We start from the raw sequence: 14,426 nt of genomic DNA, 5'->3' as shown, positions 1-14,426 counted from the left end.
TCCAGGACAGCACTACTTCGACTTCAGCCAAACCATCTGAAAAGGCGAACGATCAAGCCGTCCACGTAGTGCAGTTCAACACCACCGACAGCAGCAAACACACACAGGCGACTGTGAAGACCGGCACGCTCACCTTACATCCGGAAAAGAACCCCGTGCGTGAGGGCTTCCGCTTCGACGGGTGGACGCTTGACGGCCAGCCTTTCGACTTCCAGACCCCTATTCTCCAAGACATAACTCTGACTGCAAAATGGGCCAAAACTACGGATTGGACACTGAGCCCGGATCACGGGCCCGCCACCGGTGCCCAGCTGACCATCAGCCCACCCGACAGGCAGAAGCCCTACTACGTCAGCGTGCAAGCTGCCGGGCAGCAACTAGTCGGTCTGACCGGCGACGGCTACATCTACACATGGACGCAGGACAGCACGCCCAAGCAGGTTCCCGCCCCCGCCCAGGCTGCCGAAGGGTTCCGCTACCTGCAGGCCGCAGCCGGCAACCATTGGCAGGCGGCCCTCGGATCCGACCAGCGGATCTACACCCGGACCAGCCAGCAGTCGATGCCCACGATCCTCGACACCGGCCAGGACACCAGGTTCACCAGCATCAGCATCAACGACGACCGGCTCCTGACCGTGGACCGGCAGGGACAGGCCCACACTTTCCAAGCCATACAGGCCGGCAGCCAGAATCAGAATCCACAACTTATACAGCAGGCCGCAACCAGCCTGCCTGGAAATGCGCAGGCCGTCACCGCTGTCGCCTCCGGCAGCCGGATCCTCATCGTGGACGCTGACAGGCAGGCCTGGACCTGGGACACGGCCGATACCGGAAACGCCAAGCCTGCACGCGTCAAGCAGGACCCGGACATGCGCATCGTCCAAGCCCAAGCCCTCAGCCGAGGGTTCCTCCTCCTGGACACGGACGGGCAGGCCTGGTACCTGTCCAACAGCACAGCCAGCATGACCTCAGTCGGCCTACCGGACGGCGCCAAGGCTAGCCAGATCACAGCCAACAAGGACCAGGCCATGATCACCGACAAGGACGGCCGTATATGGGCTTGGAAGCCCGGCGAAACACCCATCCGGGCGGACAACGGGAGCCAGCAGTACATGCAGGCCGCCAAGGTCGGCAACAGGATCACCGCCATCAGCAGGCAGGGCAACATGTTCACGTGGAGCCCGGACTCTCAAGGCAAGCCAGGCAAGCCAGCAAGACTCGACACCGGCACCGCGCCCACACTGGAATCAGCCAGCATGGATGGCCAACCGCTCAAACTCACCAGGAGCAACGACTCATGGCAGGCGGACATACCCGCACGCAATCCCGGGCCAGCCGCCATCCTCATCACCGGCAGGCAGGACGGCCAGCCCTTCACCAGGAGCATTACGTACACGGTCGACCAGACCTTGACACGAGACGCCGAACCACGATCCACGCTTACGGTCCGATTCGACACGTGCGGGGGAAACCCCGAACCAGCAGACCAGAATTTCTCCACTATGTATGGGAGGGTGAAGCGGCCCTCCCCCAATCCGGCGCGCGAAGGCTTCCTGTTCGACGGATGGTTCACCGGACAGGTCGCCTACGACTTCAGCAGGCCCGTCACCAAGGATCTCACCCTAACCGCCAGGTGGTCGCCCGCTAACCGGAACACCAAGTGGAGCATCAGCCCCGACAAAGGCAGCCAGCTGGGCGGCGAATCCACCACCATCACCCCGCCGCCGGACAGCACCAAACGGGGCATCAGGTTCAGCCAGGTCAGCGGAGGAGAAGATGACGACCATGGTTTTTCCTTGGCAGTGGGCAGCGACGGCAACGCCTACGCCTGGGGAGACAACACGTATGGCCGGCTCGGCGACGGGACAACCACCGACCGGTATACGCCGGTCATTGTAAAGCAGCCTGATCGCCAGACGTATCCGGACCTGCCCAAGGATTTCACCTACGTACAGGTCAGCGCTGGATACGATTTTTCGCTGGCCCTGGGCAGCGACGGCAACGCCTACGCCTGGGGAAACAACAACGACGGCCGGCTCGGCGACGGGACAACCACCAGCGGATCCAAGGCGAATCCTGTTCCTGTGCCGGTGGTGTTTCCTCTGACGCCGGTGATCACCGGCGTCAGATTCGACCAGACTGCAGCATCAGGATTGACGCGTGGCGATGGCAACAGCGTCAGCGTGCTCACACCTGCACACCAGCCGGGCACGGTCACAGTCAGCGTGGACTACACGATAGGCGGCTCAGCCCAACAGCCGGACACCTCCCTCAAATACACGTACCTGTCCGCAGGCATGCTCCCCCAGGCCGGCGGGGAAGGCATCCTGCTCGCCCTCGCCACCGGGACCATAAGTATGGGCGGGGTCCTCGCATCCCGCCGCCACCGTAGAGAAACACACCGACTGCTTTACGCTTCGCACGAGTAAGACCGGCCGGGCGGCGTATCAATCCCCCGCCCCCGGCCCATATAGGGGGAGCAGGGGGAACGTGCCACTTAAGGCTCAAACCCCAAGAGAGCCGACACTTCCTCCCGCGCCCCCACCACACTCCGTCCACCCTTGCAAGGGCTGAACGGCACATCAGAAAAGGGGCAACCGCCATGGCGGGAAGTGGGCATGCAACCATCCCGCCATGGCAGCCATCCTCGCCTGATTCCAACCTGAGCAAATACCTTTTATATGGCCAAACCGGCTATGTAGAATTGAACAAGACGATCATCCGCCACAGGCGGGAACTACAAGGAGGAGCAGATGACTTTCAACGGGGATTCGCGGCCGCAGGCCCCATACAGTCAGTACGCACAGCAACCGATGCCTACCACACAGGGTGGTGAGCCCTACGGCATGGACTCGCCCATCGACACCAACGCAGCATACAGCTTCGAAAAAGCGGAGCGGGTCTCCATGTCCCGCGCCTATGCGGAGATGGCCGTCGGCCTGCTGGTCACCGCCCTTACGGCCTACCTGACTGCCCGGACCGGTCTGCTCCTGGCCTTCATGCAGGCCACGGGCACCTTGGGCTGGATCGGCATGGCCGTGGTCCAGGTGGCCTTCGCCATGGTCCTGAGCGTCCGGGTTATGCGCATGCGCACCTCCACCGCCCGGGTCATGTTCTACATCTATGCGGCCCTGATGGGCTTCACCCTGAGCACCATCTTCATGACCTACTCACTGCCGTCCATCATGCTGACCCTGGTTATCAGCGCAGGCTTCTTCTTCGTCCTGAGCATGCTGGGGCTGACCACGCGGCGCAACATGCTGGGCATGGGGTCCATCTTCATGGCCGGCCTGCTCATGCTGATCCTGGTCCAGGTGGTCATGCTTTTCGTGGCCCCCTCCAACACGGCCCTGCGCGTGGTCTCGGCCATCGGCATCATCCTCTTCGCCGGGCTCACCATGTACGACGCCCAACAGACCAGGGTTATCTTCGCCACCTACCGCAGCCAGGGGCCGGAAGCCATCAAGCGAGTCTCCATCCTCTGCGCACTCAACCTCTACCTGGACTTCGTCAACCTCTTCCTCTACATCCTGGATCTGGTCGGCGATCGCAACTGACAAGGAAATCCCCGCCCCTGGCATTGGTGGCGGGGATTTTTTATATCTTCTTCAGGCTTCCTGATTAGCTCTGGACAGCAGACCACGCAGCACGTACTGCAGGATGCCGCCGTTGCGGTAATACTCGGCCTCGCCAGGTGTGTCGATACGCACCTTGGCCGCAAACTCCACCTTGCTACCGTCGGGCCGCTGAGCCCGTACCTGGACCTGCTCGGGCAGGGAGCTGTTCAGGGCATCGACACCAATCAGGTCATAGGTCTCCTGACCGTCCAGCCCCAGGCTTTGGGCCGACTGACCCGCTGGGAACTCCAGAGGCAGCACGCCCATGCCAATCAGGTTGCTGCGGTGGATGCGCTCGAAGGATCTGGCGATGACGGCTCGCACGCCCAGCATCGTTGTGCCCTTGGCCGCCCAGTCCCTGGAGGAGCCCGTGCCGTACTCGCTGCCGGCCAGTATCACCAGGGGCGTGCCCTGCCTGGCATAGTCCTGCGCCGCCTCGAAGATGGTCGTCTCCTGACCGTCCAGGAAGTCGTAGGTGAACCCTCCCGGGCGCACATCCAGCCCCACCGAGGCCAGCAGCTGATTGCGCAGACGGATGTTGCCGAAGGTGCCCCTGACCATGACCTCGTGGTTGCCGCGCCGGGAGCCGTAGGAGTTGAAGTCCCTGGGGGCTATGCCATGTTCCTGCAGATAGCGGCCGGCCGGAGCGTCAGCCTTGATGGCCCCTGCAGGCGAGATGTGGTCGGTGGTGACCGAATCCCCCAGCAGGGCCAACACCCGGGCCCCATGGATGTCTTCCAGGCGGTCGGGCTGGGCCTTCATGCCGTCGAAGAAGGTTTGGCGGCGGATGTAGGTGGAATCCTGGTCCCAGTGGAAGAGCTCGCCCTCCGGCACCTCCAGCTTCCGCCAGCGCTCATCCCCGCCGAAGACATCCGCATAGTCGCGCAGGTACATGTCCCGGTCCAGGGCGGTGCCCACCACGGACTCGATGGCCTCCTGGGAGGGCCAGATGTCCGCCAGCATGACTGGTTTGCCCTGGCTGTCCTGGCCCAGGGGGTCGCGCCAGGGGTCGAAGTCCATGGTGCCGGCCAGGGCGTAGGCCACCACCAGGGGCGGCGAGGCCAGGTAGTTCATCTTCACATCCGGGCTGATGCGCCCTTCGAAGTTCCTGTTGCCCGAGAGCACAGCCGTCACCGTCAGGTCATGATCGGCGATGGCCTGGTGGATGGCCGGGTCCAGGGGGCCGGAGTTGCCGATGCAGGTGGTGCAGCCGTAGCCGACCAGCTCGAAACCCAGGGCGTCCAGGTCCTCGCTCAAGCCGGTCCGGGTCAGATAGTCCGTCACCACCTGGGAGCCAGGAGCCAATGAGGTCTTGACCCAGGGCTTGGGCTTGAGGCCCCGGGCGCGTGCCAGGCGGGCCAGAAGACCAGCAGCCACCATGACCGAGGGGTTGGAGGTGTTGGTGCATGAGGTGATAGCCGCAATGACCACATCTCCGTCCCGCAGGCTGAACTCGCTGCCGTCGGCCTTCTTGACCGGCACAGCCTCGCCCTTGTCCTTGCTCTGGTCACTGTAATCCTTGAGATCCCGCTGGAAGGTCTTCTGGGCTTGGTCCAGCAGGATGCGGTCCTGTGGCCTCCGGGGACCGGCGATGGACGGACGCACCGTAGACAGGTTCAGCTCCAGCACCTGCGAATACTCGGGCTCGGGGCAGTCGTGATCCTCCGGGTCCATCCACAGCCCGTTGGCCTTGGCGTAGGCCTCCACCAGGCGCACATGGTCGTCGCTGCGGCCGGTCAGACGCAGGTAGTCCAGGGTGATTTGGTCGATGGGGAAGATGGCGCAGGTGGAGCCGAACTCAGGGCTCATGTTGCCCAGGGTGGCCCGGTTGGCCAGGGGGACTTGGGCCAGACCCTTGCCGTGGAACTCCACGAACCGGCCCACCACGCCCACCTCGCGCAGCATCTGGGTCACGGTCAGCACCACGTCGGTGGCGGTGACCCCCTCGGGAATCGATCCAGTCAGTTTGAAGCCCAAGACCTGGGGCACCAACATGGAAATGGGCTGGCCCAGCATGGCCGCCTCGGCCTCGATGCCGCCCACGCCCCAGCCCAGCACGCCCAGGCCGTTGACCATGGTGGTGTGGGAGTCGGTGCCCACGCAGGAGTCCGGGTAGACCAGAGCCGGCCCATCCCCCTGGGTCCTGTCCCTGCGCATTACCACTTGGGCCAGATACTCCAGGTTGACCTGGTGGATAATGCCGGTGCCCGGGGGCACCACGCGGAAGTTTCGGAAGGCCTGCTGGCTCCAGCGCAGGAAGCGGTAGCGCTCACTGTTGCGCTGGTATTCCATGTCCATGTTGTGTTCCAGGGCGCCGGGCACGCCCGAGCTGTCCACCTGGACGGAGTGGTCGATGACCATCTGCGCAGGGATGAGCGGGTTGACCAGGGAGGGATCGTCGCCCAGGGCCTTGACGGCATCACGCATAGTGGCCAGGTCGACCATGCAGGGCACGCCTGTGAAGTCCTGCATGAGCACCCGAGCGGGGCTGAACTGGATCTCCCTGTCGGGCTGGGCCTTGGGATCCCAGTCCAGAAGTTGATCCAGCTGGTCCCGGGTCACCTTGGTTCCGTTCTGGTGCCGCAGCAAATTCTCGGCCAGGATGCGCAGGCTGTAGGGCAGATGGTCGATTCCCGGCAGGTCGCTGATCCGGTAGTATTCGAACTCCTCGGAGCCCACCTTGAGCTTGGAACGACCGGCATCTTGTGCTGATTCTGACATGCACCACCCCTTCCTTGGACGCTCAGGCACTAGTCCTTGCGCCCATGTGGACCGGCGGCGGGAGAACCCCAAGCCGTCAGCGACGCTTATCTGTGCTTTTGAGGTTCATTCTTAGCGCCCATGTGTTACCTGACGGATGTAACGTGCGCATGCTGGATAGCCCAGGACGGCCAGGACCATGAGCAGAGCACCAACTAGGGCGAAGGCCACGGTGGCGGCCAGGGCAGGACCGGTGGGCAGACTGATGGCGAAGAACTGCGCCACTATGGGAATCAGGGCTCCGATCACTCCGACTGCGGCGAAGAAGAGGACCAGCAGGCCCCTCCAGGAGCGCAGGGGTCGGGCCACCTGGGTCAGGACCAGCACGCCCATGCAGAAGAGCACGATGGCGCAGACCGACCGCCAGCGTCCCAGATCCCCGGGCCGAGCCAGGTTCAGGCCCAGCAGACCGGGCAGGCTCCAGGCCGCCGCCAGCACAATGAAAGCCGTGGCGATGCCCGAGGGCAGGGCGAATGTAACCACCCGCTTGAGGAAGCCGGGCCGGTAGCGCCTGGTGTTGTGGGCCAGCGCAAGGAAGAAGGCCGGCGTTCCGATGGTCAGGGCGCCGATGTAGGTGATGTGCCGTGGCAGGTAGGGGAAGGGGATGCCGGTCAGGACCACGCCCAGTGAGATCAGGGCCGAGTAGACGGTCTTGACCAGGAAGAGGCCGGCCACACGCTCCATGTTGGCCATGACTTGCCGACCCCGGGCCACCACGTCAGGCAGATGGGAGAAGCGCGAATCCACCAGGACCAGCTGGGCCACGGCCTTGGTGGCGGCGGCTGCATTGCCCATGGCGATGCCCAGGTCCGCCTCCTTGAGGGCCAGGGAGTCGTTGACCCCGTCGCCGGTCATAGCCACTGTGTGACCTTTCAGGTGCAGAGCCTGGACGATGGCCTTCTTCTGGTCGGGCAGGACCCGGCCCAGCACGTCCACATCCTCCAGGACCTCGGCCAGAGCTGCCGTGTCTTCAGGCAGCTGACGGGCATCCATGGCCCGGGGTGCCTGGTCGCCGGTCAGACCCACCTTGCTGGCGATGGCCGCCACCGTGGCCGGGTTGTCGCCCGAGATGACCCGGCAGCGCACGCCCTGTTGGCGGAACCATGCCAGGGTCTCGGCAGCGTCGTCGCGGATGTGCTCCGAGCAGGTAATCAGGGCCAGGGGCTTCAGGTTCCCGGGCAGGTCGGGGCTGCAGGTGAAGTAGTCAGGCTGGTCGGTGCTCGGGTACCCGTCGGGAGCGGCCAGCATCAGCACCCGGTAGCCGCGGTCTGCCAGGTCGGCCACCTGCTTGTCCACCTCGGGCCACCTGCCCGCCTGGGATGCCAGGAGCACCTCCGGGGCGCCGAAGTACCAGATCCGCCCGGACTGGTCGGCCACAGCACTCCACTTTCGGGCTGAGGAGAAGGGCAGGCGGCTGACGGCTCTGCCAGGATGCAGGTCGTCTATCCCCTTGAGAATGGCCCGGCCGGTGGCGTTGGGGCTCTCCTCTGCGCAGACGTCCACCAGGGCCTGCCGGAGCTGCTGTTCCGGCAGATCCTCGGCCAGAGGGTGCAGGTCGTCATAGACGATGCCCCCGTCGGTGATGGTGCCGGTCTTGTCCAGATTCAGGGCATCCACCCGAGCCAGGGTCTCCACGGACTCCATCTGCTGGACCAACGTTTGATGCCGGGCCAGGCGGATGGCGGCCAGAGCAAAGTTCAGGGAAGTCAGCAGGACCAGACCCTCGGGGATCATGCCCACAACACCGGCCACTGCAGACACCACAGCCTGCCGCCAGGCTCCCGTGGCCAGCGCCGTCTGGAAGCCGCCCACGGTCCGCATCTGGGTGAAGATGAGCAGCAGACAGAGGGGAATGACCACTACCGTCATGACCTTGAGGATGGTGTTGATGCCCTCGTTCAGGTCGGAGCGAACCTTCTTGTAGACCTTGGCCTTGGCCGTCAGCGTGGCGGCGTAGGAGTCGGCGCCCACGGCGGTCACCTGGGCCAGGGCCATGCCCGAGACGGCTGTGGAACCCGAGTAGACCTGGTCGCCCGGCTTGTGCCTGACTGTGCGCGACTCACCGGTCAGCATGGACTCGTCCAGCTCCAGACCGTAGGTGTCGATGATCTGCGCGTCGGCGGGCACCTGGTCCCCGGAGCGGATCCAGAGCAGGTCCCCCTTGACGATGGCATCGTGGGGCACGGTCAGGTTGCGCCCATCCCTGCGCACCGTGTAATCGGAGGCCACCAGGATGGACAGCCCGTCCAGGGTGTGCTTGGCCCTGAGCTCGGTGGCCACGCCAATGCCGGTGTTGATGATGATGATCAGGCCAAAGACCGCGTCCTTCCACTGGCCGGTCAGCAGGACCACCACCATGGCGGTCAGGATGATCCCGTTGAAGAGGGTAAAGACGTTGTCGCGGATGATCTGACCCAGGCTGCGGGAGGTTTGGTCCTGGGAAACGTTAACCAGACCCTGGGCCTTCAGCTGCTCCACCTCCTGGGAGCTCAGCCCCGGCCGGTCAGTGTCAGGAAAGCCTGTGCCCACTGTCGGCTCTTGCTCACTGCCTGTGCTCATCCTCGGCCCCCTCTCAGTCGGCGCTCAGGCGCACGGCCATGATCCTTGCATGCGGTCCGTCATCCACAATGGTCTGCAGGGCGTCGGCCAGCAGGGGCACGTGCGGATGCCCGGCAGGATCCACCGGGTGGACCGTAGCCGCATAGTAGAGCCTACCTGGGTCAGGGGTCCAAGCCTTGGCGCTTTGAGCGAACTCTACCACAGGGATGCCCGCCTTCCTGGCCGCCTTCAGGGCGTGAGTCCAGTCGCCGGCTCCAGGTTGACGGATCAGAATCAGACTGACCCCGCGGTTTACTGCATCCTGCACCCCATCCTGCTGATCGCTGGTGGACTGCGCTGAGGAGAAATAGCCCTTCATGCGCTCCGCATTCAACGATGTCAGGATGCGGCTGTCAAGACCGGCATCCGGGTCCTTCTCGCCTTTCTGTGGGCATCCAATCAAAGCCACGAGCGTATCGGAGCGATCCACGCCGTCGTGGGGCACGGTGCCCTCGTGCCAGGAGTCGCCCACGGCCCTGTCCTTGGGGGCGCATCCGGTCAGCGTGGGCAGGCCTGCCAGCAGGGCGACCGCCAGCAGCAGACCCGCCAGCCGCCTGACCACTGCCAGGACCCGCCCGGCGCGGCTCATGTCAGCGCCGCCTTCCCACCGTGCGGGTGAAGACCGCCACAGTCTCCACGTGGTGGGTCATCGGGTAGATGTCAAAGGCCTCAAGATTCTTGGGACTGTAGCCCAGGGAGATCAGAGTGGCTGTATCCCTGGCCAGGCTGGTCGGATCGCAGGCCACATAGATGATGGTCCCAGCCCCGCTGGCGGCCAGCAGTCGGCAGACTTGAGCCTTGGCGCCGGCCCTGGGCGGATCCAGCAGGATCAGATTGGGATGGCCCAGTCCCTTGGGAGCACCGGCAGCCAGGACCTTGGCCACATCTCCTCGACGCAGGACCACCCGGTCCGCCCCGGCCCGCTTCACGTTGTTTTTCGCACTGGCAATGGCTCCGGCGGAACCCTCCACAGCCAGGAGCCGGACCCGACCGTCGGCCAGAGCAGCCAGGGGCAGGGTAAAAAGCCCTGATCCGCTGTAGAGATCCCAGATGACCGGCTCAGTGACCCCATCCAAGGCCCGCTGAGCCTGGTCCAGAACCGCCTTGGTCAGCACGACCGGTGCCTGACGGTGAACCTGCCAGAATCCGTCAGCCCTGACCTGGTACTCAGGTCCTTCCCCGGCCTCCAGCCGCTCTGTCAGCAGGCGGCTCCCTTTATTCAGGCGGCCATCCACCAGCAGGGCGTAGTTATCACCGACCGGTCCCCCATCACGTGACTGTGGCACGGCCAGGCGTATGCGTGCACCGGCGGGCAGGCCGCCTTCCCAGATACCCAGGTCCTCGGCCAGCTTCAGCAACTCCTGTGTGGCAAGGGGCATGGTCTGAATCGGTAGACGGTCATGCGATCCCCGCCGACGCATGGAGGGACGGCCCTGGTCGTCGGCCACCAGCTCGATTCGGGTCCTCCAGTGCAGGCCGCCCAGCTCCTCATCGCCCGGAACCCGGGCCACAGGCACCTGAACATCCACCCCGCCCAGGCGAGCCATCTGCTGGCCGATCAGGTCGGCCTTCCAGGCCAGTTGACCGGGAAGGCTCACATGAATCAGATCGGCGCCGCCCAGGCCTCCTCCCCAGGCCAGCGGTCCAGCCAGGGGCCAGACTGGCTCACGACGGTCAGCGTTGGCCTCCAGCACCTGGGTGACCTCGCCCGTAGCGAATCTACCGGCCCGACCGTGAGGCTCGTCCAAAAGAACCTCCACCAGCTCCCCAGGCAGGGCGAAGCGGACGAAGACCACCCGGCCGTCCTCCAAGTGACTCACGCAACGGCCCTGGTCGGCGTAACGTTCGATGCGCAGACGAACCCTGGTTTCAGTCATGATCGGCATGGACCTCCTGGTCGACCTGGCGACGATGATAAGGGCCTCCGATCAACAGCCAGCTGACCCAGATGCCCAGAGCAAACAGGGGCAGGCCCAGGATCAAACGCGCTGCACCGAGAAACCCAACAGAGCCGGCCATGTAAAGTGGCACCTGTACCAGCAAACGAAGCGCGAAGACGGCGATCCAGACCAGGGTGGCCTGGGTGTAGGCCCGTACCAGTTCTGGCTCACTTCGCCAGGATGCCAGCCATTGCTTCCAGCCTGAAACGACAGGTCGGCGCAGATACTCCACCAGCAGGCCGATGCCGGGCATCCGTGCCAGCAGTGAGGCACCCAAAACGATAATCCAGAATCCATTGGTCAGGAATCCTGGCAGGTAATAGTTGCGGGCATCCCGGGTCAGCCACGCGGCCACCAGGCAGATGCCCACCGAGATCAGACCGGTCAGCGCTCCCAGAAAGGACTGCCGCTGGACCAGGCGAATCATCAGCTGCACCAGGGCAAGAACCGCCGAAACCACCACAGTCAGCCCCAGACGGCCGGCCACCAGGAAGAAAACCAGAAATACCAGCCCCGGCAACAGGGACTCGACGATCCCCCTCCATCCGCCGATGGCCTCCATGACGGAGAAATCGTCGTCAGCCAGCGCCGCCAGCCCGGAATGCTTCTGCTCCACAGCCTTAGCGAACCTCCGAGAACATGGGTCCGCGCGACAGTGTGGTCTTCACCTCGGTCTGCTGGTCTGAGTTGAAGGGGCCCTTCGGCTTATCAGGAATCTGGGCTTCCTCATCATCCGTGGACTTAGAATCCTCGGCTTCTCCGCGGCGCTGATTGGGGGTGATGGGCGCATGCATGGGAACCAGGTCTCGGGGGGCCAGGGGCTCATCGCCACGGACTACCACCAGGTCGGCCAGATAGCCGTCAAGAACATCCTTCTCCTTGCCGCCCTTGGCCGCCGGGCCGGAGAAGATGCCTCGAAGCATCCAACGGGGTCCGTCGATACCCACCACACGGGTCAGCAGGTTCTTGCCTTTGACTTTGACAGGCAGGGTCAGCTCCTTGCCGAAGACACCGTCCACTTCCTCGCAGGAGGGGTTGGCCTTGAGCAAGTCGGCCCGAACCTCGTCCCACAGGCCTAGGGACTTGGGGGCAGCGAAGGGCTCCAACTCCAGACTGGAAGACTTATAGGTGATGGTGGCTCCCAGCACGTCGCCGGTCTGCGAGTTGGCCTTGAGCCTCAGCTCGCTGCCCTGCAGGAAGGGAAGCATCAGGGCGCCGATGTCCAGATACTCATCGGTGTCGGGCGCCTCGGGATCCATGCTGTCCCAAGGGCCTTGGCCGCTCTGCTCGGCTTCGTCCTGCTCCGTAGCCGTCTCGTCACGATCCGTCTCTGACGTCAGATCAGATTGCTCAGTGGATTCCTCAGCGTCCTTGGACTTGTCGAGCTCCTTAGACTTGTCCTCCTGATCCTTGACGTCCTCCTCGGCCTGCCTCTTGGCGCGTTTCCTGCCGAAACCGAACAATCCCATGATGCCTCATTTCCTTGTGAGTCTGTGCAAAGGATACCTAGTCGAGACCCAAGCGCAGCTTGCCGCCTGGAATGGCGTCCAGCAGATCCTTGGTGTACTGGCGCTGCGGATGGTCGAAGACCTCGTCGGTGGTGGCGTGCTCCACCAGCCGACCGTGCTGCATGACCACCACCTCGTCGGCGATCTGCCTGACCACGGCCAGATCGTGGGTGATGAACAGGTAACTCAGACCTTGCTCGGCCTGAAGGTCGTTGAGCAGCCGCAGCACCTGGTCCTGGACCAGCACGTCCAAGGCGGAGACGGCCTCGTCGCAAATGATCACATCCGGATTCAGGGCCATGGCCCGAGCGATGGCTATGCGCTGACGCTGACCGCCGGAAAGCTCGTTGGGATAGCGCCCCATGACCGACTCAGGCATCTCCACCATGTTCAGCAGCTCCTTGACCCGCTTCTGCCTGGACTTGGCGTTGCCGATCTTGTGGATGCGCAGGGGCTCCTCAATGGAGCGGTAGATGGAGTACATGGGGTCCAGGGAGCCGTAAGGGTTCTGGAAGACCGGCTGCACGTGTCGCCGAAACTCCATGAGCTGACGGCTGCCGAAACCGGCGATGTCCTGGCCCTCGTAGGTCACCCGACCCGAGGTGGGCTTGAGCAGGTGCAGAACCATGTTGGCCACGGTGGACTTGCCCGAGCCGGACTCCCCCACGATGGCCAGGGTGGTTCCCCGCTTGACCGAGAAGGAGACGTCGTCCACTGCCTTGAACATCTCCTTACGACGCGGCAGCCTGAACTCGCGTGTCAAGTGCTCCACAGTGATGACGTGCTCGCTACGCTCCAAGGTGCTCTCGCCCTTGACGTGGTGCTCCAGCAGCCCTTCGGCATCCTGACCACGCTGCTTGGCGGATATGATGCGCTGGGAGGCCAGCGAGGGCGCAGCTTGGACCAGCCGCTTGGTGTAGGGGTGCTGGGGGTGTTGCAGGACCTCCAGGCTGGGCCCGGACTCCACCACCTGGCCCCGGTACATGACCACGATATGCTGGGCGCGCTCGGCCGCCAGACCCAGGTCGTGTGTGATGAAGAGCACAGCGGTGCCCAGGGATTCGGTCAGGCTGCGCAGGTGGTCCAGAATCCGCTTCTGGACGGTCACATCCAGTGCGCTGGTGGGTTCGTCCGCAATCAACAGGTCGGGCCGGGAGGCCAGGCCGATGGCGATCAGGGCGCGCTGGCGCATGCCTCCGGAGAACTCATGGGGATACTGCCGGGCCCTGGTGGCGGCCTCGGGCAACCCCGCCTCCGACAGCAGACCGGCGATACGGTCATCCATATCCGAACCGGTCACATGCTCCTTGGCCAGCGTCCAGGCTTTGTCGTCACTCACACCGGCGTCAATCAGGGACTTGGCCACACCCCATCGGGTCTCAGAACCCACATCCCACTCGGCCTTCATGGCCTCCATGGTCTTGTCCACGTCGGCAACCCCGGCGTCGCTCAGGGCCTGGCGAGCGGCCTCGAGCAGACCAGGCAGGTCCTTGGAGGAGATGAAGAGCTCGTCGTCAGACTTCTTTACCTTCACCTCTTCGTCGCTAGCCAGAGCCTTGGCCAGCCGGGAGCGCTTCTCCCGGGAGACATCCATGTGGTTGGCGGTCAGCGCCTCCTTGACCTGGGAACCGATGCGCCAGACCGGGTTCAGATTGCTCATGGGGTCCTGCGGGACCAGGCCCACCTGGGAGCCGCGTAGTGCCTCGTAGTCCTTGCGGTCCAAGCCCACCAGCTCGCGACCCTTGAGTCGGATACTGCCGCCGGTCACTTTGCCGGTGCCAGGCAGAAGACCAAGCACAGCCATGGCCGAGGTGGACTTGCCCGAGCCGGACTCCCCCACGATGGCCACCCACTGGCCGGGATAGACGTTGAAAGAGGCATTGCGAACTGCGTGGACGGTGCGCCCATCGGCGGTGAAGTCCACCTGCAGATCCCGTACATCGAGCAGGGGCTGATTCTCCTGATTGGTGGTCATGTTCTTGTCTGCTTCAGTCATGCTTCCT

The 14,426-nt window shown here is 64.2% G+C and carries 9 protein-coding genes; 2 read left to right on the top strand and 7 right to left on the bottom strand.

The window, feature by feature from the left end; translation table 11 throughout:
- Positions 1–68 precede the first annotated feature (68 nt).
- Positions 69–2,429 (top strand): InlB B-repeat-containing protein, encoded by a 2,361-nt coding sequence (locus H3V09_RS01145; protein ID WP_198190667.1) that lies wholly within the window; start codon positions 69–71, stop codon positions 2,427–2,429.
- A gap of 324 nt (positions 2,430–2,753) precedes the next feature.
- On the top strand, positions 2,754–3,557 hold the full coding sequence (locus H3V09_RS01140; RefSeq protein ID WP_198190666.1) for a Bax inhibitor-1/YccA family protein: 804 nt from the start codon (positions 2,754–2,756) through the stop codon (positions 3,555–3,557).
- A 51-nt stretch (positions 3,558–3,608) separates the two neighbouring features.
- On the opposite strand, the gene acnA is transcribed toward H3V09_RS01140, so the two are convergent.
- The 7 genes from acnA to H3V09_RS01105 all read right to left on the bottom strand — a co-directional run bounded on the left by acnA (position 3,609) and on the right by H3V09_RS01105 (position 14,419).
- A complete protein-coding gene (gene acnA / locus H3V09_RS01135; RefSeq protein ID WP_198190665.1) occupies positions 3,609–6,338 on the bottom strand; it encodes an aconitate hydratase AcnA in 2,730 nt (909 codons plus the stop codon).
- 111 nt (positions 6,339–6,449) lie between these two features.
- On the bottom strand, positions 6,450–8,936 hold the full coding sequence (locus H3V09_RS01130) for an HAD-IC family P-type ATPase (protein ID WP_198190664.1): 2,487 nt from the start codon (positions 8,934–8,936) through the stop codon (positions 6,450–6,452).
- 13 nt (positions 8,937–8,949) lie between these two features.
- Positions 8,950–9,564 (bottom strand): hypothetical protein, encoded by a 615-nt coding sequence (locus tag H3V09_RS01125; RefSeq protein WP_198190663.1) that lies wholly within the window; start codon positions 9,562–9,564, stop codon positions 8,950–8,952.
- A gap of 1 nt (position 9,565) precedes the next feature.
- Entirely contained in the window at positions 9,566–10,852 is a 1,287-nt protein-coding gene (locus tag H3V09_RS01120) for a class I SAM-dependent RNA methyltransferase (RefSeq protein WP_198191101.1), read from the bottom strand.
- The gene (locus tag H3V09_RS01115; RefSeq protein WP_198190662.1) at positions 10,845–11,531 is read right to left on the bottom strand and encodes a DUF3159 domain-containing protein; all 687 of its coding nucleotides are present in this window, start codon (positions 11,529–11,531) and stop codon (positions 10,845–10,847) included. The genes H3V09_RS01120 and H3V09_RS01115 overlap by 8 nt, the downstream gene beginning before the upstream one ends.
- 4 nt (positions 11,532–11,535) lie before the next feature.
- Positions 11,536–12,384 (bottom strand): DUF3710 domain-containing protein, encoded by an 849-nt coding sequence (locus H3V09_RS01110; protein ID WP_198190661.1) that lies wholly within the window; start codon positions 12,382–12,384, stop codon positions 11,536–11,538.
- A 37-nt stretch (positions 12,385–12,421) separates the two neighbouring features.
- Positions 12,422–14,419 carry a dipeptide ABC transporter ATP-binding protein gene (locus H3V09_RS01105; protein ID WP_198190660.1) on the bottom strand — a complete coding sequence of 666 codons (1,998 nt, stop codon included), beginning with the start codon at positions 14,417–14,419 and terminating at the stop codon, positions 12,422–12,424.
- Positions 14,420–14,426: the final 7 nt, after the last annotated feature.

The organism is Bifidobacterium sp. M0399, assembly GCF_016100595.1.
Taxonomy (GTDB): Bacteria; Actinomycetota; Actinomycetes; order Actinomycetales; family Bifidobacteriaceae; genus Bombiscardovia; species Bombiscardovia polysaccharolytica.
Note: the sequence above shows the minus strand (reverse complement) of the source record. Positions and strands in the feature narration are given on the sequence as shown.